Here is a 22,566-nt window from a genome sequence, read left to right as displayed (position 1 = left end):
GGAGATAACTTATAATAGCTTATATAAGTGCAGTTTGTCCTGCTCCTATGCTTCTTTAGGCTGACTGTATCCTGGAGTCTCAGTTAAAGCTGAATCTTTTATCGACCTTGCGGGCACTAAGGATATACCGTGAGTTACTTTAGAACGCGTCGAGCCTATATTTATGGGAGAGTAGGGCATTCTGCAATTGGTAAAGGTCCTCTATAAGCAGCTAAAAGTTACATAAAAAGTTAATAGAAAAGAGATAACAGATGATGATTATGAGGATCACAATAGGATTATTTTTGTTATTGGCAAGCTTACTTTTGGGGTGTGCGGGCCAGGAAGGCCACCAATTCACGGAGATGAAAACGGAATATACGGATACTCCACTTGGTATCGATGCCGAACATCCTGTTTTCTCATGGAATGCCGATGTCACCCGGCAAACGGCCTACCAGGTAGGAGTAGGGGAAAATGAGATCGATCTGCAACAAGGAGAAAATCTCCACTGGGACAGCCAAAAAGTGGAATCGGATTTAAATGTCGGTGTTGCTTACCGGGGACCTGAACTTGAATCCGGTCAGCGATATTATTGGCAGGTTAGGGTATGGAATGAAGAGGGCGAAGCTACGGAATGGAGTCAACCCTCATGGTTTGAAATGGGCAAGCTTGACTCCTCTGACTGGCAGGCCAAATGGATTTCCGGTCCCGAACGAAGAACCTCACCATTAACACCGGAAGAGGGGAGAGCCGATGATGCAGACATCAAGAACTCCGATGAATTTTGTCGCCCTGTAGAATGGCTGGAGTCGGGCTTTTTCCTGAGTCAACATCAAAATAACCAGGGCGAATGCCGCGAAGTCCGACCGGCCCCGATGCTGAGGAAGTCATTTGAGCTTAACAAAGAAGTTGCCAGTGCTCGCGTATATACTTCTGGGTTGGCCTACAACGATCTGACTATTAATGGGGAAAAGGCGTCGGAGGCGGTGCTAGACCCGGGATTTACCGATTATAACAAAACCGTCTATTACACAACTTATGATGTGACCGACCTGCTGCAGCAAGATGAAAACGTGATCGCTACTGTGCTGGGATCCGGGCAGTTCGACAGCTCAACACAGACATGGGACTGGGGCTGGACCGATGCCGAGTGGCGATCCACACCGCAACTGCTGTTACAGCTGGAAATTCAGTTCGAAGATGGCACCGAGCAGGTTATAACCACGGATGAGACCTGGAAAGTAAGCACAGAGGGCCCGACCCGCTACGACAGTTACTACCTGGGAGAAACCTACGACGCCCGGCGAGAGATTGAGGGCTGGCGAACAACCGGCTTTGATGATGCTGGCTGGTCAGCAGCTCGCGTGGTTGAGGCACCAAAAGGATCTCTGCGGGCACAACCTCATGAACCTGTGAAGATTGTAGATACGCTGGAGCCCGGCATCCGAACAGAACCAGAATCTGGCGTTATCGTCTATGATATCGGGCAAAATCTGGCGGGTTGGGTGCAGATCAATGTGGATGCCCCGGAGGGAACGGCGATCGAACTTTTTTATAGCGAAAAGCTGGATACGCTCGGCTATGCTATTGAAGAGGGCAATGCGCTTGTTGGGGGCCAGCTTCAAACTGATTACTACATCGCCTCTGGCTCTGGCAATGAGCAATGGACGCCACGCTTCACCTACAAGGGATTTCGTTACTTGATGATTAGTGGATCAGAAGCGGAACCCCTGCCAGAGGATGTTGAGGTAGAGGTGACGGAAGTCCAGCAGCTGCGCACCGGGTATCCTGAGACGTCCAATTTTCAAATTAGTAACAGCCTGTTGCAGCAATTGCATGACAACACCAAGTGGGCAATTGAAAGCAATACACTAGGCATTATCACTGATACCCCGATCTACGAGAAGAACGCATGGACCGGAGATGCTCAGTTGACGGCGGGGGTCAGCGCCCTGATGTTCAATACAGCACGGCTCAACAAGAAGCTGTTCCAGGATATGCTCGATGCCCAGACAGCCGAAGGGGAAGTGCCGCACCTGGCACCAAGTAACGAAAACTACGGCTATGTGGGCAAGCCCGCCTTCAAACCAGAGGATTGCTGTGGAGCGACTCCTGCCTGGGATGCCTTCTGGTTTATTACCCCGTGGGAATCCTACCAGCGTTTTGGCGATAAGGCCGGACTCGCAAAAGTGTATCCCACCATGAAGCTCTATCTTGATAAATGGATCCCACAGTGGACTGACAAGGATGGTGACAAATACGAATATACGCTCACAGCCGGTTTGGGGGATTGGGACACTCCACAAGAGCCCGAGGAAGTGCCGAGAAACATTTCACTTTCCTCCACCGCTTACTACGCACGGTTTGCACAAATTGCTTCGTACGTGGCGGAGGTGCTGGGTAAATCGGAGGATGTCCAGCGGTATGAACAGCTCTTCCAGGATATCAAAAGGGATTTCAACGCGCGATTCTATTCCTCTGAAGATCAATTTTATAAGGAGACTCCTGAGACGGAATTCACCCAAACCGCCCAGATCCTGCCACTGGCCTTCGACTTGGTACCCGACAGCCTAAGAGTGGGGATTGCTGCTAAACTGGCCGATGACATACAGAACAATCGCGGTGGCAATGCCTACGTAGGCATCCTGGGAGCCCGCTACATTATGCCGGTACTAACTGAAGCGGGATATCTGGACGTGGCTTTTGAGGCAGCAACGCAGACCGATTATCCCAGCTGGGGCTACTGGATTGAGGAACTCGGTTGGACAGCACTGGGGGAACACTGGGAGGCCGATACACGATCGCGCAACCACCATTTCTTCGGAACCCCGGTGCAGTGGATGTATGAGGATATTGCAGGAATAGAGCCGTTGGAGCCTGGATACCAGCAGATCGAATTCAAACCAGAGATTCCTGCAGAACTAGATTCTGTTTCAACATCCCTAAACACCGTTATGGGGACCGTATCCACATCCTGGAGAAAAAATGCATCGGGATTGGAGCTAGCTGTAACTGTGCCAGCCAATGCTATGGGCCGGGTACTTGTTCCTGCTGAAGACAGAAATTTGGTTAGTACGAATGCAAGCGGAGATTTAGTTAAGTACACGGGTACAGAGCAGGGACGAGTTGTGTATGAGGTATTACCGGGTAGCTATAAATTTCAGGTACAGAACAACTAAGGGATCAGGTTCTATCCAATTTTTTCATTTTGACCTGTTGCAGAATCTCGCGAAGCTAATAAATATTTAGGCAGCTACATTGTAGCATAACCTGTTGCATTCAAGGCGTCATGATCTGAAAAGACCCAGATAACTGCGGATAAAATTTCAGAAAAAATTAAGTAGATATTAAAAGTGAATGTCTCTTTCTTGATGTATGATGGATTTGCATTTGCAACCTATGAAGGGAAACAGCTAGAAATATTACAAATTGCGCCGCTTTCAGATACTGATCACTAATTCATTTGAAAATTACATTAGAACATAATGGCAAACAGCTTTTTAAGAAGGCTCGACAAACGATTGGATTCTATCGATGAGTTTGAACGGGAACCGGTACCGGAAAGTAAGCTGAAAGGCTGGAAGGGCTTTCTGGGAATGTATGCCGGGGAGCATACAGCAGGAACGGAATTCGTTATCGGCCCTCTTTTTGTAGCGCACGGTGTGGCAGCCGGTGAACTCATCTGGGGATTAATCGTCGGCAACATCTTAGCAGTTTTGAGTTGGGCCTTTCTTTGTGCACCGGTGGCGGTTAAATCAAAGTTGACGCTCTATTGGCAGCTTAAGAAAATCTGTGGTTCAAAATTGGCATTGATCTATAATATCGTGAATGCCCTTATGTTCTGCTTTCTGGCTGGCTCCATGATTGCCGTATCGGCCACAGCGGTGGGTCTCCCGTTTGGAATACCGATGCCGGGATTGGGCGACTGGTTTCCCACAAGCATAGGATGGATTATTACTGTCTTTTCGGTGGGACTGGTCATCACCCTGGTGGCGATTTTGGGCTATGATTATGTAGCTCGTTTTGCCAACATAGCTTTTCCCTGGATGATCCTGGTTTTTATAGCTGCAGCATTGGCAGTGTTGCCTGATTTGGGAGTAAATTCAATTTCGGAATTTTGGACCGTTGCACAGGAAAATATTTGGACCGGGGTTCCTGCTGAAGGCCAGAGCAAGTTCACGTTTTGGCACGTGATGTTCTTTGCCTGGTTTGCGAACATGGCGATGCATATCGGGATGTCGGACATGTCGATTCTGCGCTTTGCAAAAAAATGGCAGCACGGGTTCTCCTCGGCAACAGGTATGTTTTTCGGACATTTTATCGCATGGATGGCTTCGGGTATCCTTACAGCTGCTGCCGCCGGAGCTATTGCACCCGGAATTATCGCCTACAACAGTGCCGGAGTTGCCGGTGCTATCTGTGTGGTGATAGCCGGCTGGACGACAGCCAATCCCACAATCTATCGTGCAGGACTCGCATTTCAGTCGGTAACACCAAACTGGAAGCGCTGGAAAGTGACGCTTTTTACAGGCTTGGTGACCTCTATCGCCGCCTGTTTCCCGGCACTCGTTATGCTCCTGCTCGATTTTGTTGCGCTCTACGGTTTGGTCCTGATGCCGATGGGCGCGGTTATATTCCTTGATGTCATCGTCTTCCCCAAGATAGGGCTGAAAAGCAATTTTGCCGAGGTAGCGAATCTGAATTTCAACTGGTCGGCCGGATCAACGTGGTTTGTAACGCTGCTGCTCTGCCTTTTCATCAATATCTACATGGGCGTGGAAATATTCTTCTTGGGGCTCCCGGGATGGTTTATCGCTGTCCTGATCTACCTGGGCCTTAGTAAATTGCAGCAGGACCGATATCAAAAAAAGGCAACGGTAGAGACTGCCCAAGCAAAAGCATGAGAAATCATATGAATAGCATTTTAGTTTTAAATTAATCACAACGGTAAAAGAAGAGTTTAACTAAAAAAAGTGGATTCTGAATCAGATATAATCACTAAGAAAATGGAAAAAAGCACAATAGAAAGTTACTTCAAACAAGTAGAAAGCAAATGGGATGATGCTGAAGTCAAGGGCATGGATCCCCTTGATCGCTTGGTATATCGCTCTAACCTTCTGGGAAGCGATGCTTACATCAACAATACCGGGGGCGGTAATACCTCCAGCAAAGTGATGGAAGAAGATCCCATTTCAGGCGAGGAAGTCGAAGTCTTGTGGGTAAAAGGCTCTGGTGGCGATCTTCGTACTGCTACGCGACCTAATTTTGCATCTCTTTATCAGCAGCGCCTGTTGGATCTCCAGGAGGTATATGCCAATTTTGAGAATACCGGGCTAAAAACTCCGGCTGAGGATAAGATGACAGAGATGTATCCGCACTGTACATTCAACCTGAATCCTCGTGCACCGTCCATCGACACGCCGCTGCACAGCTTTATTCCCTATGAACATGTCGATCACACACACCCGGTGCCTGTAATTGCGCTGGCTACCGCGGACAACGGGAAAGAGTTGATGAAAGAGATTTACGGCGACGAGGTGGCTTGGGTAGAATGGATGCGTCCCGGTTTTGAACTGGGCCTGAAGCTACAGGAAACTATTGAAGAAAATCCCGGAATTAATGGCATTATCCTTGGTGGACACGGGCTCATCAACTGGGCAAATGATGATAAGGAATGTTATGAGCTGAGTCTTGAACTGATCAACAAAGCGGCTGATTACCTGGCAGAAAATGAGCTCGGAGAAGATTCCTATGGCGGTGCGAAGTTTGAATCGCTGCCGCGTGAAGAACGACGCAGCGTACTGGCGGATATTCTTCCATACCTGCGTGGACAAGTGAGCCAGGAAAACCAGTTTATCGGTACCATCCAGGATGATGGTCTGACCCTTCAGTTTATCAATTCAAATGATGCACCTGAGCTTGCTGAACTGGGAACTTCCTGTCCCGACCACTTCCTGCGGACCAAGATTAAACCGCTTTACGTGGACTGGGATCCGCAGAATGAAGATACTGAGGCACTGAAATCCAAGATTACTTCCGGACTTGAAGAGTACCGGGAAGATTACGCCGATTACTACAACAACCACAAGGATGAAGATTCCCCGGACATGCGGGATCCGAACCCGACGGTTATCTTGGTTCCCGGACTTGGTATGATCGCCTGGGGTAAGAATAAGAGTGAATCTCGCGTGACGGCCGAATTTTACACGGCTGCCATCGGCGTGATGCGTGGAGCTGAGTCGGTGGGAACCTATACTGCGCTGCCCAAGCAGGAGGCGTATGATATTGAATACTGGGCACTCGAAGAGGCCAAGCTCCAGCGTATGCCACCAGAAGATGAGCTGTCTCGACAGGTTATCGCGGTGGTCGGAGCAGGTAGCGGTATCGGTAAAGCCCTGGTTTCTCGACTGATCGAAGAAGGCGCAACTGTCGCCGCGCTCGACTTGGATCAAGAAGCCGCGCAAGAAACCGCTGACGAAGTGCTCGACCGCATCGGCATGGGCATAGGCGTTGCTGGATCTGATATCAGTGGTTCCGGTGATGTTATTGGGCTGGACTGCGATATTACCGATCGAAGTTCTGTGCAGGAAGCCCTCAGCCAATTGGTTATTGCCTACGGTGGACTTGATAATGTAGCGATTACCGCTGGTCTTTATCCCACGCCCAATGAAGATGGTGAGGTCACCGATGATGCCTGGGACGCAAGTTTTGCAGTGAACGTAAAAGGCAGTTACATCGTAGCTGATGAGGCAGCAAAAATTTGGGACAAGCAGGGACTTCAGGGCAGCATGCTAATCACGACAAGTGCCAATGCTGTTGTTCCAAAATCGGGTAGCATGGCCTATGATACCAGTAAGTCGGCCGCTAACCACCTGATTCGTGAGCTGGCAATTCGCCTGGCACCCAACGTACGGGTCAATGGTGTTGCACCAGCCACAGTAGTTGAAGGCAGTAGTATGTTCCCACGCAACCGCGTGAAAGCTTCCCTCACCAAATACGGCATCGATTTTGATGAGAATGAAGATACAGAAGCACTGCGCGACCGCCTGGCCAACTTTTATGCCAACCGTACGCTGACCAAGCGGCCTATCTCGCTGGAACAGCAGACCGAAGCGATCTACCAGCTGATCAGCTCCAACCTGGAAAATACCACGGGACATATTATTCCGGTAGACGGAGGGCTGACTGAAGCGTTTCTGCGTTAATCGACAGCGTGGGCGAAACTAACATTTACTGAAAAGAGGCAGTTATGAAAACCTTGCTAATCATTCTATCTCTTGGAGGACTGGCGCTGACGGTTATCCCGTCAGTGCTGGTATTTCTCCAGGAAATAACGCTGGAAGATCACAAACTTTATATGATATTCGGTATGATTTTGTGGTTTACAACTTCTCCGTTCTGGATAAAAGAGCAAGAATTGTAGTAATTAGTTAGAGTTTACTCATTGTATAGTGTGGCGAGGGAGTTGAACTCCCGAGCTTACGGAGTCTCATCATGGGGAGTATCTCCCTATGCACCTAGAATTTAGGAAAACCCTTTGTAGATGAAGATAGATCAGCAGCAAATTCAAGATCACAACAAAGAATCTGAACAATCTCATAAAGAGAATTTTGCCCCCCTGGCTAACCAGCTAAGCAAAAAAGACTACCAGGTTGACAAACTTGTCGATCGCATAGCATCATTCCAGGTAGCTATTCCGAGCTGGGCCCTGGGTGCCGGCGGTACCCGTTTTGGTCGATTCCCGGTCGGCGGTGAGCCGGGCAGCCTGGAGGAAAAAATTGAAGATGTGGGACTGCTCCATGCCCTGAACCGTTCGAGTGGTGCCATTTCCCTGCATATTCCTTGGGACATCCCCGAGGATAGTGCGGCGATTAAGGAGTTGGCAGACAGCTACGATTTGATCTTCGATGCGGTCAATTCCAACACGTTCCAGGACCAGGAGGATCAAGAATATTCCTATAAGTTTGGATCGCTTTGCCACACAGATAAAGAAGTGCGGCAGCAGGCGGTTGAGCACAATATTGAGGTGATCAAGCATGGCGAGAAGCTGGGCTCCAAAGCGCTGACCGTTTGGCTGGCGGACGGGTCCAACTTCCCGGGTCAGCAAAATTTTCGGAAAGCCCTCAGCCGCACTCTCCAATCGCTCGAGGAAATTTACAAAGAACTCCCTTCAGACTGGGAGATGCTGATCGAGTACAAACCCTATGAGCCCAATTTCTACTCTATGGTCATTCCCGATTGGGGAACTTCCTTTCTGTTGGCCAACAAGTTGGGAGACCAAGCGCAAACGTTGGTCGATCTCGGCCATCACCTGCCAAATACCAATATAGAGCAGATTGTGGCTACACTCCAGATGGAAAACAAGCTGGGTGGTTTCCACTTTAACGATTCTAAATACGGTGATGACGACCTCACGACCGGTTCCATCAAGCCGTTTCAGCTTTTCCTGATTTTTAATGAGCTTATTCACGGGACAGAAGATGCTGATGCACTGGAAGGCGATATTGCCTGGATGATCGATGCCAGCCACAACGTGAAAGACCCGCTGGAAGACCTGTTGCAGTCTGTAGATGCTATCAAAAAATCTTATGCCAAAGCGTTGCTTGTAGACCGCGAGCAGCTGGAAGAAGCGCGGGAGTCGAACGATCCGGTGTTAGCACAGGAGCTACTGCAAGAGGCCTTCCAAACAGATGTACGCCCTTTGCTGCGGGAAGCTCGTATTCGTAACAATGCAGCAGCCGATCCTATCGGCCTGTATCGAAAACTCAACGTGAGAGAGAGTCTTATTGACGAAAGGGGCTCAGAGACTGTAGCCACCGGTCTGTAAATTAACAATGAATATTAAAGATTGTAGTAGGTTAGATCTTGAAGAAAGATGACAGGATACCGGTAACTGCCATATTTGATATCGGGAAGACAAATAAAAAATTCTTACTGTTTGATGAGAATTATGATGTCGTATTCAAGCATCATACAGAGCTGGATCAAACGGAGGACGAAGATGGTGACCCCTGTGAGGACCTGGAGCAGTTGGTTCACTGGATTCGCAAGCAGTTCAATGATATCAAGAAGGATAGTAGATACCGGGTAGAAAAACTGAATTTTTCAACGTATGGTGCTTCTCTGGTGCATCTTGATGAAGAAGGCCAGCCGGTAACGCCGCTCTACAATTACCTGAAGGATTATCCCGAGGAACTGTTACAGAGCTTTTATGAACAATATGGTGGACGTGAGCAGTTCTCGGTTGAAACAGCTTCGCCACCGATGGGTATGCTAAATTCAGGTCTTCAGCTTTATTGGCTTAAACACCGGAAAACAGAAAAGTTTAATAAAATTCATTACAGTCTTCATTTTCCACAGTATATAAGCTACCTGTTTTCTGGGGCTATTACCTCAGAGTTGACAAGCATTGGGTGCCATACCGGGATGTGGAATTTTGAGGACTCATCCTATCACAAGTGGCTGGAGGATCAACAGTTGGAAGGCTTGCTTCCTGAAGTAGAGGACGTGGGTGCCACAAAAAAAACCGGTAAGAACAAGCAATTACAGGTGGGGATCGGTATTCATGACAGTTCGGCTGCGTTGGCACCTTATCTTTTGACTATTGAGGGTCCATTTTTGCTTGTTTCTACGGGAACCTGGAGTATCTCATTCAATCCGTTTAACAGGGCTCCGCTGACCTATGACGAACTGAAGAGGGATTGCCTGTGCTATATGAATATTTATGGCAAGCAGGTTAAGGCGGCGAGATTGTTCATAGGTAAAGAATATATCCACCAAAAAAAGAAGCTGGAAGACCACTTTAACCGTGAGAGTACGGCATCAGCACCCGAATTCGATCCTCAAATACTCAAACGTTTGATCAGGGCTGATAATCCGCAAAATAAGCTTCAGCTTGAACAGGCACATGGATCGGGACCATATCCTTCTAAAGAAGCAGGAAGCTGGAACCTGGATTTCTTTGATTCATACCAGGAAGCCTATCACCAACTCATGCTGGACCTGATAGCAATCCAGGCTGAAAGCATCAAACTTGTGGAGGGTAAAGACCCGGTAGAAAAATTGATTGTTACCGGGGGATTCAGCCAAAACCGTTTCTATGTGAAAATGCTGGCCAGCCGTTTTCCAGATAAAAAGGTTTATACCGCATCACTTTCGAATGCCTCGGCACTGGGTGCCGCTCTGGTAATAAATGATTCAGAAAAGCTTGAGAAAGAGGGTCAAAAAGAATTACTTGACCTAACACTACACAAGCCGTTGTCGGATTCAGGAATTGTTGAATACCGCTGGCACTAACTTCTTTAAATGCGGAAATAAAAGATCCAGAATGCAGATATCTCTTTTTATTACGTGTTTTAACGATACGCTTTTCCCTGAAACAGGAAAGGCGACAGTCCAGCTATTAGAGCGGCTCGGACACACGGTTGAGTTTCCAATGGAACAGACCTGCTGCGGGCAGATGCATTACAATACGGGGTACCAGGAGGAGGCTATTCCACTGGTGCGAAAATTCGTAGAAGTTTTTGGCGACGCGGAAGCAATTGTTGCCCCCTCGGCATCCTGTGTGGCTATGGTGCACGAGTTTTATCACAAGGTGGCAGAGCGGGCACGGGATGAGCAGCTGGCAAAAAGAGTTGAAGAAGTTACGCCCCGCGTATTTGAGCTATCCCAATTTTTGGTGGATGAGCTTGGCGTTGAAGATGTTGGCGCCTACTATCCCCACCGGGTAACATATCACCCGACGTGCCATTCACTCCGGATGCTGGAGGTCGGGGATGCCCCGCTGACCCTCTTGCGTAACGTGCGGGGGATTGATCTTGTGGAGCTGCCGGCAGCCGAAGAGTGTTGCGGTTTCGGGGGCACATTTGCCATTAAAAATGCTGACACTTCGATGGCAATGCTGGGGGACAAGATACGCCATATTAAAGATACTGAGGCGGAAGTGTGTATTGCCGCCGACAACTCCTGTCTGATGCATATCGGGGGCGCTCTTCAACGCCAGCGGGGGGGCGTCAAAACCGTACACCTGGCAGAGATTTTGGCTTCAACGGAAGAGAATTAAGAATACAGAATTCTGAGTTCTGAATAGGCAGTATTCTGAATTCTGAGTTCTTTGACTGAGGGTTATTAGGAAATACGAGGCAGACATTTATGAAAAAAAAGAATTCAAAGAAATCCTCTCCTACATTCCAGGAATCAGCCAAAGCCTACTTGGAGAATACACAACTCCGCCGAAATATTGGTCATGCCACCCACACGATACGGGATAAGCGCAAGCAGGCGGTGGATGAGATGCCCGACTGGGAGGACCTCCGCGAGGCCGGCAGCAATATCAAGCAGCGGGTGATGCGTCATATGGATAAATACCTGCTACAGCTTGAGGAATCGGTGCAGCAAGCCGGCGGCGTTGTTCACTGGGCAAAAGATGCGAAAGAGGCCAACCGGATTATTGTAGACCTGGTGAAGGAACAACAAGTTGAAGAGGTTGTCAAAGTAAAATCGATAACTACTGACGAAATAAAGTTGAACAAGGCGTTGGCGGATGAAGGGGTCCAGGCCCTGGAAACCGACCTTGCCGAGCTGATTGTACAGCTGGCAGAAGATGAGCCGTCCCATATCCTGGTGCCGGCCATCCATAAAAACAGGGCGGAAATACGCGAGCTTTTCAAAAAGAAATTGGAGAAAGCTGAACTATCCGACCGCCCGGAGGATCTTGCGGAAGCGGCGCGGCTATACCTGCGCAAGAAATTTTTGAGTGCTAAAGTGGGTATCAGCGGTGGCAATTTCGCGGTCGCCGAGACGGGTACGATTTCAGTGGTGGAATCGGAGGGTAACGGCCGGATGTGTACCACGCTGCCTGACACGCTCATTACCGTGATGGGCATTGAAAAGCTGATTCCCACATGGCGTGACTTTGAGGTTTTTATGCAATTATTGCCACGATCCGCCACAGCCGAGCGGATGAATCCCTACAACTCGTTTTGGACAGGTGTAACACAAGGCGATGGCCCGCAGGAGTTTCACTTGGTGCTGCTGGACAACGGCCGGACGAACGTACTGGCGGATGAAGTTGGCCGGCAGACGCTCAACTGCATTAGGTGTAGCGCCTGTTTGAATGTGTGTCCAGTGTATGAACGCACGGGGGGGCATGCCTACAATTCCGTGTACCCCGGTCCGATTGGGGCCATATTGACACCCCAACTCAAGGGACTGAAGGATGATGGGGTGGCCTCGCTTCCGTACGCTTCCAGTTTATGTGGAGCATGCTATGAAGTGTGTCCCGTCAAAATCAACATACCGGAAGTGCTGGTGCACCTGCGCGGTAAGATTGTGGACGAGAAGAAACGCAAAGGGGGATTTAAAGCAAAATTAGATGAAGAGCATATCGGGATGAAGCTGATGGCACGGACATTTAAAAAGCGATCTCGGTATGAGCGTGCTCAAAGATGGGCGCGCGTCGGGCAGGGCCTTTTTGAAAAGAACGGCACCATATCCAAGCTGCCGGGTGAACTTTCCGGATGGACCGCAATGCGAGATATTAAACCGATTCCCGATCAAACATTCAGAGAATGGTGGAGGAGCCGCGATGAGTGATAGCAAAGACGAAATATTGGGTCGCGTAAGAAATGCGCTGAAAAATGTTCCTGAAAATGAACATCCTGAAGATGTTTCAGTTTCCAGGGCATATCTCCAGGAGGGATCGCTGACGGGGCAGAAGCTGGTGAGTCTTTTTGCACGCCGAACCGGAGAATATAAGGCGAAAGTCAGGCGCATTAAGAAGGAAGAGCTAAAATCCACCATTTCAGTGGCATGTCGTGAGCAGGAGGTCAAGCGGCTGGTAATTCCCCCGGGATTCCCCCCCGAATGGCTGCCTGATTCTGTAGAGCCAGTCCATGACAAACCGGAGGAGCCGCTCACCCATCAGGAGCTGGATGAATCGGACGGAGTCATCACAACATGCGCACTGGCAATTGCCCAGACTGGTAGTATTATTCTTGATGCAGGAGAAGGACAGGGGCGCCGGGCGTTGACACTGCTTCCCGACTATCACCTTTGCATTGTCCGGGAAGACCAGGTTGTTGAATTGGTGCCTGAAGCATTTGTTCATTTTGACCAGCAGATAAAAGAAGAAGGATCACCGATGACGTTTATTTCAGGTCCCTCTGCCACCTCCGATATAGAACTCAATCGCGTAGAGGGCGTGCACGGACCCCGGCGGCTCGAGGTGTTTATTGTGGGTTCTTAAAAACGCATAGACCTTGTGGCTGAACACTGGCTTGTTACAACCGGCTGTTTACTCGCCCCAACCAGTAGAAGTTATATTTTGAAGTGTGGGTTAAATGGCATTTTCTTCAGGCGTTCTCCTTTTCGAGGAAAATATCTCCCGCTGGTCGAAGGTAGATCTTTTCACTACAGTGAAGTAGGCGACTTCACTACCCTAAAGTACCCTGTTTCACCACCCTGAAGTGGTCTACTTTACGCTGAACTCACAATAGTTTCAATCCTGAAAGCCAATACAAATTCCAATGATTTAACCCTGTCAAAGGTGAATAGAAGCAAGCGATATTATCCAAACTGATGAAGGGACATTAATTATTCGTAAATTCCAGGAAGGAAAAAATCCATCATCTACTGATTGGGGAGTAAAAGTAGAATTGATTTTAAAATAATTTTATTTGTTGTTTATTACTATTCATATTGACAGATTATCCACTCAAAATTATAGAAGATCATGAACCGCTCCATTGTTAAACTGCTGCCAGTTACGATACTGTTGGTATTTGTGGCTGTGCCTACAATCGCTCAACCCCTCAGTGAACGCGTCACTCCCAACAATCCTGACGACTATAGGTTGCTGTCTTCTGTGCATGATGGCGCAGGGCAAATGGCTTTCACAGGGCTAATCGGCCGCCAGGATTTATCGACGAATTTTCTTTACCTGCATGCAGGGGAGATCCATCCCGGGGGCGGTATTGGACACCATTTTCATCACACTATTGAGGAGATGTATGTCATCCTTAACGGTGAGGCAGAGTTTACGATCAACGGTCGCACTTCACGATTACAAGCCCCGGTCATCGTCCCAAACAAGATGGGAGATTCCCATGCCTTGTATAATCCTACTAACGATACCCTTCGCTGGCTCAATTTTGCCGTAAGCTCCAAAAAGGGCCAGGGCGATGCATTCGACCTGGGCGATGACCGCGTTGATGCTGAAATTGACTCTCCCCCGGTGTTTGTCTCCAGTCAATTGGATCAAGATGAACTTAGCACTGATAACCACATCTATGAAGGCGATGGGGTTCTCTATCGCCGGGTTCTTGGCCCAGAAGTTTTTTCCACCAATTGGAGTCATGTGGACCATCTCATAGTGCCCACCGGTAGTTCAGCCGGCCCACGCCAGCTTAATGGCATCGAAGAAGTTTACTACGTTATCAACGGCACCGGGACGCTCACGATCGACAATGAAACAACGGCCATCGAAGCCGATGATGCTTTTTCGGGATTTTTAGGCGAAAATGTTACGATATCCAATGAGGGTAAGAATAACCTTGAATTGCTGGTCATTGGTATCTCTGCCTCTAAAAAGAACGATACTGATCGGTATGAACCGCAAGCCAAACCCAAGGCTATGGTCTTACAGATGGACTTTATTGTCTCAGAAGAAAACCGGGAAGCCTTCGAGCGGATGTACTACTCCATTTATGTGCCTGCCATGACTGTTCAGGAAGGCTATCTCAGTTCCAAACTACTGCGACGTTACCCAAAGGATCTCGCTCGCGATATTGAGGCCGAGCCAACGGAATATAACTACCAGATACAAATTTCTTTTGATACTGAAGAAAACCGGCAACGCTGGGTGAAAAGTAACCAGCATCAGATTGCTTGGCCGGCTGCAACAGGCTTGGCCAAAGAATACAAGTGGCGAGGCTACAATGTGATGGGTGATCATCAACGTAAATGATGAGTCGGAGGGGATTTCCGTTTATCAAAAGGTGTGCTGTTTGACAGGGCTACTGGCTGTATTAGGCTTAGAGTTTTTCGATATCAGGTAGGATTTACACTCTGCCCTCTTCTTTCTGAGTTGCCCACAATCAAACAGACGCAAGTGTGATTTTAAAGATAATTACTCAACTTGTGAGATGTTCAGGTTAATTATCATCCTGCCCTATCTGTTACCGATAATCAGTGTCACATCCTAAAGGTGTGGATCCGCCAGGGGATCGAAGGGCTCCACGATGCTACAAACGACCACGCTGTTTGCCGCCTTGGAGGTGTCCACCGACCAAGTAAAAGTCGGGCATTCCAAGCGGCGGCGGTGTCCGGATTTTCTGCGGGTCATGAACCGTCTGGTGGCCAACTATCCAGACGCGAAATTCACGTAATTCCAGATAATCTCAACATCCATAAACCCAAGACCGATCGGTGGTTGGCCCGTCACAAAAACGTCCATTTTCACTTTACCCCAACCCATGGGAGTTGGTTGAACCAATTCGAATACTGGTTCAGTATATTGCAACGTAAGGCGTTGCGTACAGTAAGTTTTACAAGCACTGAGCAGCTGCGTGGGGCCATAGACAGCTTCATCGAAGGCTATTCAAAAACAGGCTCACCCGTTCGAATGGACCAAAACCTGCGTTAGTCCGGGTAAATTTACCCATTCATACGAGGACTTAATTAAGTAAGCACTAGTTCCGTTGTCTCATTCGACGCGAATCGGTTTTCCGGGAGTCATATGGTGAAAAGGTATGACACTGATACGGCTGATACTCCCACTGATCAACGCAGGGGGATACTCAACAACCGGTCCTCGGCCGTAATATACAGGGTATTGCCGTTGTTACCGATAGTGCAGTTGGCGCTGTGTCCAGACTTTATCTTACCCAGCACGCGTCCGTCGGGTGCAAATATCCAGATACCGCCCGGACCTGTAGCGTAGATATTGCCATCCGCATCCACATCAAAGCCATCCTGGTTGCCCGGCACTTTTCCGGCAAATTCACTGGCATCGTGGAACACGCGTCCGTTGGTAATATTACCATCTTCCGTCACATCATACGCCATCCAGATGGGGTTTTCCGCACTGGAATTAGCAACATACAGCGTCTTATCGTCCGGAGACAGATCGATACCGTTGGGTCGGCTCAGCTCATCAGTGAGCAATATGACCTCTCCCTCGGTGGTAAGCCGATATACCCCGTTGGGTGAGAGCTCCCGTTCAGGTGCCTCCGGTCCTTCTTCATACCCGTAAGGCGGATCAGTAAAGTAGATATCCCCACTGCTGTGTTGTACCAAATCGTTGGGACTGTGCAATCGTTGTCCATTATAGCTGTCGGCGAGAGTAGTAAATTCGGGGGCAGGGTCATCCAGCGGAGCATCCATCCGGGCGATACGATGGTCGCCGTGCTGGCAAATCAGCAGATGCCCGTCATTACTGATAAAGAGTCCGTTGGAACCCAGGAATCCACCTCGTTCCTCCTCACCGGTATAGCCGGCGGGCTGAAGGTATGTGGTTACGCCCTCTTCTTCCGTCCATTTGTGAATAGTATTCGTCTGGACGTCAGAAAAGAGCAGAAACTGGTGCTCCTCAACCCACACCGGCCCTTCGCTCCATTTATAGCCTTCGCCCAATACTTCGAGCGTGGCTGACGGATCGATCAGGTTGGTCACTTCCTCGTCCAGCACTTCAACAACTCCCGCTGACTCGTTTTCAGCCGTGGTTTCCTGGTTCGAGGAGCTTTCCTTTTTACTACAGGCAGCCGCAACCAACCCTGTGATGGCCAGTACCGCTATTAGTTTCATTGATTGTACTCGCATATATTCAGACAAATCTTTTTTCATAGCCCCAATTGACTTTGTGTTGTTGTTATAATGTAAGTCTTGGCACTCATTTTTTATTCTATTAGGATATGAACTATCAATCCCAATGATATGGATAAAATATAGAAAAATAAGAGAATTGCGATACTGTAAATGGACCTGGATTTGTGGGATCTGTGTTGCTGCACCTCCTCGTCGTTTAGGTAGACAAGATGGATGTTCCCATAACCTTGATTCAGGTTCACTACTGTCACAAATTCTTTACGATAGTTAACTCGAACCTCTGTGGAATGGGTGAAACAGCACCTCTCTTCTCTGAATTTCGGGTCAGTACTTTATTTTGGTCACGTGCTCACGCGGTGGATTAACCGTCCGATGGTCCCCTTCCCGGAAGAACTAACAGAAGAAGAAAAAAGCTACTACCGGCCCTATCTTCTGCAGGCGAAGGGGGAGGAACAGGCTAACAACCTGATTGACATACAGGCGATGCGGATGTTTGAAGGATATGGTGCCCGGTTGCTGGTACAGCGGGTCACGGAGTTGGCCATGGCCGACCTAAACAGCGCACGCCAGTACACCCGAAAACTAATTGATGAGCCGGCCGGAGATATCGATCGCTGGCTACTCCTCGATAAACGGCTGCAGGTCGTGCAAAGCTTGGTTCGCACGGTGGATAATATGGTGGGCTATCAAAACCTTCTGGATCTTGCAAAATCTGATGGCAGAGACCCCATACCCAATCCTCCGCTCGGGCATCTGGCTCATGGAAACGGGAGGAACTGCTGCGGATTGCACGTAATGAGATGGATAATGCGGCTGAACTACGGCAGCTTATTTTGGAGACTGAAGAACCATTGATTGCCACCGCTCCAACTCCAGAGGGAGAGACTATACGCGAGCTGGGACCCGATCTGACCAACCAGCTACAGCGGAAAGTAGACCTGATGGCCGAGCACTGGCTAGACTACAACCGGTTGTTTACGCGGCCTAACCAGTGAAAATTATATTTTAACCTAAGTTTGACATAAGAATTACTCCAAATAATAACTGGTCATCGCGAGGAGATATTGTTCATACTTATTAGCTCAACGAATGAGGTCGACGTGGTGATCTCCCCGTCCGTTTTTTGTTAGCCAGTCCGGCTACGCGAAGACCAAAGCGGAGCAGATCCGCACCAACGAGCTCAAGACGCTGACCCTGTGCATCCCGGAAAGCCTTGCCGCCGCCCCCGGCAGATTGAGGTGTGCAATACTCAGTATGACAATGATCAACGGCGTCGTATAACCTTTCCGACTACTTCACATAGTCTTTGCGACGGCCTGCTCTGGTTATTGAGGAGCTTGGATTGATATTATTTGCCCTTCATGATGAAAGCTTCATAACGCCTGTTCTGAAGGATGCAGGAATAGATAGGGTGGCGTCAAAAAGCAGCGGTGGCAAAGCACGTGTATGAGGTGAATAAAAAATTGGAACCGGGATTTACTGGATTTGAGGATGAACAGGATGTTATATTTGTATAAGAAGTAATCCCGTACATCCTTTAATCCAGCCTATCCTGGTTCAAATGGTGAAATAATACAGGTGCTCAGGTTGTGGAGAAAATTAGGATACGGTTTGTAATAATTCGCGGAGGCGGGAAGCGAGATCAATCGATCATTGGCCTACATAGCTTCGGCCGCCGGTTCCAAAATTGGGACCGGCGACCGTACTGATTTTAGAAGAACATCACCTTGTTGTCCTTGGTTTTGGAAAATACTCCCAAGGCGGGATTAATACCGCAGACATAGGGATCCTCCGTATATAGGGCAACCTGGAATTCGCCAGACAGATCTTTGCTGCTAATACGGCGGGGCAATCCTTCAGCTTTTATCATGTTGGGCATCTCTTTGACATCCACTTCATACAACCCGTTATCGGTTGCCATTATGGAAGACGTATGATTGAAATTAATCGAGTTGATATGTTTTACTTCTTCTCCCAACTCTTCGAAGTGGGCCATCTCACCCCAAATGTTGAACTGGTAGACGGAATTCTTGATGGATACCAGGAACAGGTCCTCAGAATTGGGAGCCGGTTCCAGCAGATCCACTTTCCCCATTCTGTTGATCTCATCCATCAGTTCCATATCAAGCTTGATGTTGGGCTTTTCTATCACATCCGGTGTCAATTGACCGATACAGACTTCCCTTTTTTCTGTAAGACCAACCATCCGGTCACCCACCACAATTGGATTTCGGATTCTCATCTCCTTTCCTTCAACTTTTACGTTATTGGCCAGGTAGAAGGCTTTTTTGTCAAGTGATATCAATACATCACAATGGTCATGTTTATCTGATACTTCAAGGTAGGTTCGCGTGCGTGCTTCGGTGTTTAGTGACTCACCGATTCCCTGCAGTAGTCTATAACAAGCCTGATCTTTGCACATCTTCCGGACATCTTCCTCTTTTCCTACCAGACGGATATGAAATGTGTTGCTTCCCACCATCCGAATGGAGCGGAAAAACACATCTGCTTTCTTTTCCAAACCTTCAAGAGCATTGATCTTTCCAATCAAGGGCTGAGTGAAAAAGTTCTGGTAGATAAACTTACCACCCCTGTAATATAGAGCAATGCTTCGTCTCGTACTATTGATGTCGGTTCTGGAGAGTTCATCTGGAATTTCATTCGTTTGAACTTTGATATGATTGATTTGATTTGACTTCATCATGGTAACACCTTCTTTAATTTTAGAATTGTATTTTTTTCTGAACCTCTCTGGTACGAACGGTGTCTTGATAGAATGGCATGTTCTGACTGGTGGCTTGTTCCCTTACTATTTTTATTCTGCCAGTTAAGAACATACCCGTAAAACAGGGTAAATGAATTGTAGATGGGTAAGAGAATTTATAGTGCTAACTATGGATGTAAGTTCCTGATTTAATTTTACTTATTCAGGAAAATTTACACAGTCTTCTCCCAAAGGGATGGGAGCAAATAGTTATTTTTAACATTTTTTTATTTCAAAAAAAACAAAATTTAATGTATTTAGATTAGGCAAATAATAGGGAAATGGGGGATATCGTTGGATCAGATAAACAGAGCTCTTCTTGACAAAAATGGTCGTCTGCTTTCGCTCGATTTCTATCGGGGATTGACAATGTTCTTGTTGATTGCGGAAGGAGCGGGCTTGTGGTATGCTATTGTAGAACCGTACTTTGAAGGAAGCATCATAAGCACCATTGGCACCCAGTTTCATCATCATCCCTGGAACGGCTTGCGCTTTTGGGACCTGGTACAACCGTTCTTCATGTTTATTGTGGGCGTGGCCATGCCTATTTCATTTGGCAAGCGCTGGGCGCGTGGCGACTCTTGGTCAAAAACATTTCTGCATGCCCTGTACCGCTCGTTCATGTTGCTTTTGTTAGGGCTTACCTTGCACTGTGTCTATTCTGGTGAGATTGTGTTTGAGTTGTGGAACGTCTTGTCACAGCTCTCATTTACCTACTTGGTTGCCTTCCTGATTATGCAAAAAAGCTGGAAATTTCAGATTGGATTTTCTGTAGGTCTGCTGATTTTGACTGAATTACTCTATCGTCTATGGGCTGTTGATGGTTTCAGTCAGCCTTTTACACCTGATAAAAATTTTGGCGCCTGGCTGGATCTGGTGTTGATGGGTAAATTAAGTGGTGGACACTGGGTGGCGGTTAATGCATTGCCAACAGCTGCTCACACCATCTGGGGTGTGATTGCCGGGCAGCTTTTAATAAGTGATCGAGAAACGCACGAGAAGATTAAGAAGCTCCTGGTATATGGTGTTGGCTTGCTGGCAGTTGGTTATTTGTTGGACCCGGTAACACCGATCATCAAGCGGATAGCGACAACTTCTTTTACCATTGTAACCGGAGGCTGGTGCCTGCTGGCATTGGTGACTTCGTTTTGGGTATTTGATGTACGGAAATGGTCGATGAACTGGGGGCGTTTCTTCGCCATTGTTGGCATGAACCCCCTGTTTATTTACATGTTCAGCGAACTGGGCGGTGTCGACTGGTTCTATAGTATGGTTGATGCCTTTACGGTGGATATTTTGGGATTGATTTCAATGCCAAATGCCTGGATTGGCGTGATAACGTCTCTGATTGTTCTCGGCCTTATGTGGTATATGACCTACTTCCTCTATAAACGGAAAATATTTATTACGATCTGAATCATCGTGCACCCTTTACCGCTTGCAATGGAAATTAATCCTGGCCGGGAGTTGGAACTCACTGTTTAATGTTGCCATAGTTTTAGTAAGTTTGGAACACTTGAACAGTAATTTTACAGCCACGGATGAGCGCACAAAACCGACGCATAGAACTCCCCGAAAATTATCCCAATGATCCCTTCCTGGAAAAGCTTTTCCAGCGGATTAACGCATCGAGCGAGAACTTCATCATTACGGGAAAAGCGGGCACGGGTAAGTCTACCTTCCTGCATTACCTTGCGATGCATGCGATCAAAAGCACACTTGTTTCGGCCTTTTCTGGAATAGCTGCCATTAATGTAGGTGGTGTCACTCTCCATTCACTGTTTCTTTTTCCTTTCAAACCGTTACTACCCGGGGACGATTCCATCAAGGAGTTCCGTTCGGGGAGCAAACGGGAGCGGTTGCTCAGCAAAGTGGATATGATTATCATCGACGAGCTCTCGATGTTGCGCTCCGATATTTTCCAGGCCATCGATCATGCATTGCGTATAAACACCGGCAATAAATACCAGCCGTTTGGGGGAAAGCAGTTGGTGCTTTTTGGTGATATTTTTCAACTGCCGCCGGTGGTGCAAAATGATCCGGTGGAGCAGGATATCTTTTCGAATACCTACAACTCCGAGTACTTTTTTGATGCCCCTGTTTTTGAGGAGGCAAACTTCAATTTTGTAGAACTCTTCAAAGTGTATCGGCAAGAGGACAAAGCTTTTGTCAGGCTGCTGAACCGGGTGCGAACCGGCTTGGTGGAACAGCGTCACCTGGATGAACTGAACAAGCGCCATGCCCCCAATTACCTGCCGGGAAAAGAAGATTATGTTGTCACTCTCACGACTACTAACCGGGTGGCCAATCACGAGAATAACCGTCGCCTTGAGTTGATTGACGAACCATCATACCGGTATCATGCCGAGGTGGAGGGCGAGTTCCCCAAAGATCGCTTCCCGACCGACCAGGTGCTGGAACTCAAGGAGGGATCGCAGGTAATCTTTATTAAAAATGACCTGGAAGGCCATCGCTGGGTCAATGGTACGATCGCCAAAATAGAAAAGCTGGAAAAGGATTCTATTACCGTACGACTGGAAAATGGGGAGACCCATGAGCTCGAAAAAGAGACCTGGCATAACATCAGGTACAACTATAACAAGCGTAAAAACAGGGTAGAAGAGGAGGTTAAAGGGACCTTTATCCAATACCCGGTTAAACTGGCTTGGGCTATGACGATTCACAAAAGCCAGGGTTTGACCTTTGACCAGGTATTCCTTGACCTAGGACGTGGTGCTTTTGTAAATGGACAGCTGTATGTGGGACTGAGCCGATGCACCAGTTTTAACGGCCTGTATCTGAAAAAAAAGATCACATCCAGAGATATTATCAAAGACCCGCGATTACTTAATTTCTACAAAAAACAGCGTAAAAAAGCAGCCGAAGAGAGTGATTTAATGGATATTCAGAAACGAAGGAATTAAAAATCTTTATACTGTACTATACGTTACATTAACAAAGCAAGGGTAATTTAGAAAAATGAGGCTGAAAGAGAG

General features: G+C 47.9%; 18 protein-coding genes. 16 read left to right on the top strand and 2 right to left on the bottom strand.

Translation table 11 applies throughout. The features are described from left to right. The first annotated feature begins 260 nt into the window (after positions 1–260). From NC796_RS07230 to NC796_RS26795, 12 genes are all read left to right on the top strand, one after another. On the top strand, positions 261–3,161 hold the full coding sequence (locus NC796_RS07230; protein ID WP_310683447.1) for a family 78 glycoside hydrolase catalytic domain: 2,901 nt from the start codon (positions 261–263) through the stop codon (positions 3,159–3,161). A 306-nt stretch (positions 3,162–3,467) separates the two neighbouring features. Continuing rightward, positions 3,468–4,886, top strand: a complete 1,419-nt coding sequence (locus tag NC796_RS07225) for a hypothetical protein (RefSeq protein WP_310683445.1) — start codon at positions 3,468–3,470, stop codon at positions 4,884–4,886. Positions 4,887–4,988: 102 nt separating this feature from the next. Then, complete coding sequence (locus tag NC796_RS07220; protein WP_310683443.1) at positions 4,989–7,187, top strand: bifunctional rhamnulose-1-phosphate aldolase/short-chain dehydrogenase; 2,199 nt, start codon at positions 4,989–4,991, stop codon at positions 7,185–7,187. Positions 7,188–7,231: 44 nt separating this feature from the next. After that, positions 7,232–7,405 (top strand): hypothetical protein, encoded by a 174-nt coding sequence (locus tag NC796_RS07215; RefSeq protein ID WP_310683441.1) that lies wholly within the window; start codon positions 7,232–7,234, stop codon positions 7,403–7,405. A 120-nt stretch (positions 7,406–7,525) separates the two neighbouring features. Continuing rightward, positions 7,526–8,809 carry a TIM barrel protein gene (locus NC796_RS07210; protein ID WP_310683439.1) on the top strand — a complete coding sequence of 428 codons (1,284 nt, stop codon included), beginning with the start codon at positions 7,526–7,528 and terminating at the stop codon, positions 8,807–8,809. Positions 8,810–8,847: 38 nt separating this feature from the next. After that, a complete protein-coding gene (locus NC796_RS07205; protein WP_310683437.1) occupies positions 8,848–10,278 on the top strand; it encodes an FGGY family carbohydrate kinase in 1,431 nt (476 codons plus the stop codon). Between the two features lie 31 nt (positions 10,279–10,309). Beyond that, entirely contained in the window at positions 10,310–11,044 is a 735-nt protein-coding gene (locus tag NC796_RS07200; protein WP_310683435.1) for a (Fe-S)-binding protein, read from the top strand. A gap of 89 nt (positions 11,045–11,133) precedes the next feature. Further along, positions 11,134–12,576, top strand: coding sequence for a LutB/LldF family L-lactate oxidation iron-sulfur protein (locus tag NC796_RS07195; protein ID WP_310683433.1), 1,443 nt, complete (start codon positions 11,134–11,136; stop codon positions 12,574–12,576). Continuing rightward, positions 12,569–13,228, top strand: a complete 660-nt coding sequence (locus NC796_RS07190; RefSeq protein ID WP_310683432.1) for a lactate utilization protein C — start codon at positions 12,569–12,571, stop codon at positions 13,226–13,228. Before NC796_RS07195 ends, NC796_RS07190 begins: the two co-directional genes overlap by 8 nt. A gap of 486 nt (positions 13,229–13,714) precedes the next feature. Continuing rightward, entirely contained in the window at positions 13,715–14,947 is a 1,233-nt protein-coding gene (locus NC796_RS07185; protein WP_310683430.1) for a cupin domain-containing protein, read from the top strand. Positions 14,948–15,221: 274 nt separating this feature from the next. Then, complete coding sequence (locus NC796_RS07180; RefSeq protein WP_310683428.1) at positions 15,222–15,368, top strand: hypothetical protein; 147 nt, start codon at positions 15,222–15,224, stop codon at positions 15,366–15,368. Continuing rightward, the gene (locus tag NC796_RS26795) at positions 15,302–15,625 is read left to right on the top strand and encodes a transposase (RefSeq protein ID WP_409070356.1); all 324 of its coding nucleotides are present in this window, start codon (positions 15,302–15,304) and stop codon (positions 15,623–15,625) included. Before NC796_RS07180 ends, NC796_RS26795 begins: the two co-directional genes overlap by 67 nt. 137 nt (positions 15,626–15,762) lie before the next feature. Here the strand turns inward: NC796_RS26795 and NC796_RS07175 are convergent, their stop codons facing one another. Beyond that, a complete protein-coding gene (locus NC796_RS07175; RefSeq protein WP_310683426.1) occupies positions 15,763–16,785 on the bottom strand; it encodes an SMP-30/gluconolactonase/LRE family protein in 1,023 nt (340 codons plus the stop codon). Between the two features lie 303 nt (positions 16,786–17,088). Here NC796_RS07175 and NC796_RS07170 point away from each other — a divergent pair, with 303 nt between their 5' ends. Together NC796_RS07170 and NC796_RS07165 are read left to right on the top strand one after the other, a co-directional pair. Further along, positions 17,089–17,661, top strand: coding sequence for a hypothetical protein (locus tag NC796_RS07170; protein ID WP_310683424.1), 573 nt, complete (start codon positions 17,089–17,091; stop codon positions 17,659–17,661). Then, a complete protein-coding gene (locus NC796_RS07165; RefSeq protein ID WP_310683422.1) occupies positions 17,640–17,801 on the top strand; it encodes a hypothetical protein in 162 nt (53 codons plus the stop codon). The genes NC796_RS07170 and NC796_RS07165 overlap by 22 nt, the downstream gene beginning before the upstream one ends. A 716-nt stretch (positions 17,802–18,517) precedes the next feature. On the opposite strand, the gene NC796_RS07160 is transcribed toward NC796_RS07165, so the two are convergent. Then, positions 18,518–19,510: a hypothetical protein gene (locus NC796_RS07160; RefSeq protein WP_310683420.1), complete on the bottom strand. Its 993-nt coding sequence runs from the start codon at positions 19,508–19,510 to the stop codon at positions 18,518–18,520. A 354-nt stretch (positions 19,511–19,864) separates the two neighbouring features. Here NC796_RS07160 and NC796_RS07155 point away from each other — a divergent pair, with 354 nt between their 5' ends. Next, complete coding sequence (locus NC796_RS07155) at positions 19,865–20,986, top strand: DUF5009 domain-containing protein (protein ID WP_310683418.1); 1,122 nt, start codon at positions 19,865–19,867, stop codon at positions 20,984–20,986. A gap of 125 nt (positions 20,987–21,111) precedes the next feature. Beyond that, complete coding sequence (locus tag NC796_RS07150; protein WP_310683417.1) at positions 21,112–22,494, top strand: DEAD/DEAH box helicase; 1,383 nt, start codon at positions 21,112–21,114, stop codon at positions 22,492–22,494. The last annotated feature ends 72 nt before the right edge of the window (positions 22,495–22,566 follow it).

Source organism: Aliifodinibius sp. S!AR15-10 (genome assembly GCF_031569985.1).
GTDB lineage: Bacteria > Bacteroidota > Rhodothermia > Balneolales > Balneolaceae > JAMQKA01.
The sequence above is the reverse complement of the archived record's forward strand: the minus strand, read 5'-3'. Positions and strand labels throughout refer to the sequence as shown.

Coding starts and splice junctions, on each gene's coding strand:
- NC796_RS07180 (WP_310683428.1), top strand. CDS start 15,222: ATGCTACAAACGACCACGCTGTTTGCCGCCTTGGAGGTGTCCACCGAC.
- NC796_RS07150 (WP_310683417.1), top strand. CDS start 21,112: ATGAGCGCACAAAACCGACGCATAGAACTCCCCGAAAATTATCCCAAT.
- NC796_RS07210 (WP_310683439.1), top strand. CDS start 7,526: ATGAAGATAGATCAGCAGCAAATTCAAGATCACAACAAAGAATCTGAA.
- NC796_RS07225 (WP_310683445.1), top strand. CDS start 3,468: ATGGCAAACAGCTTTTTAAGAAGGCTCGACAAACGATTGGATTCTATC.
- NC796_RS07160 (WP_310683420.1), bottom strand. CDS start 19,510: ATGATGAAGTCAAATCAAATCAATCATATCAAAGTTCAAACGAATGAA.
- NC796_RS07190 (WP_310683432.1), top strand. CDS start 12,569: ATGAGTGATAGCAAAGACGAAATATTGGGTCGCGTAAGAAATGCGCTG.
- NC796_RS07175 (WP_310683426.1), bottom strand. CDS start 16,785: ATGAAACTAATAGCGGTACTGGCCATCACAGGGTTGGTTGCGGCTGCC.
- NC796_RS07195 (WP_310683433.1), top strand. CDS start 11,134: ATGAAAAAAAAGAATTCAAAGAAATCCTCTCCTACATTCCAGGAATCA.
- NC796_RS07230 (WP_310683447.1), top strand. CDS start 261: ATGAGGATCACAATAGGATTATTTTTGTTATTGGCAAGCTTACTTTTG.
- NC796_RS07215 (WP_310683441.1), top strand. CDS start 7,232: ATGAAAACCTTGCTAATCATTCTATCTCTTGGAGGACTGGCGCTGACG.
- NC796_RS07220 (WP_310683443.1), top strand. CDS start 4,989: ATGGAAAAAAGCACAATAGAAAGTTACTTCAAACAAGTAGAAAGCAAA.
- NC796_RS07185 (WP_310683430.1), top strand. CDS start 13,715: ATGAACCGCTCCATTGTTAAACTGCTGCCAGTTACGATACTGTTGGTA.
- NC796_RS07200 (WP_310683435.1), top strand. CDS start 10,310: ATGCAGATATCTCTTTTTATTACGTGTTTTAACGATACGCTTTTCCCT.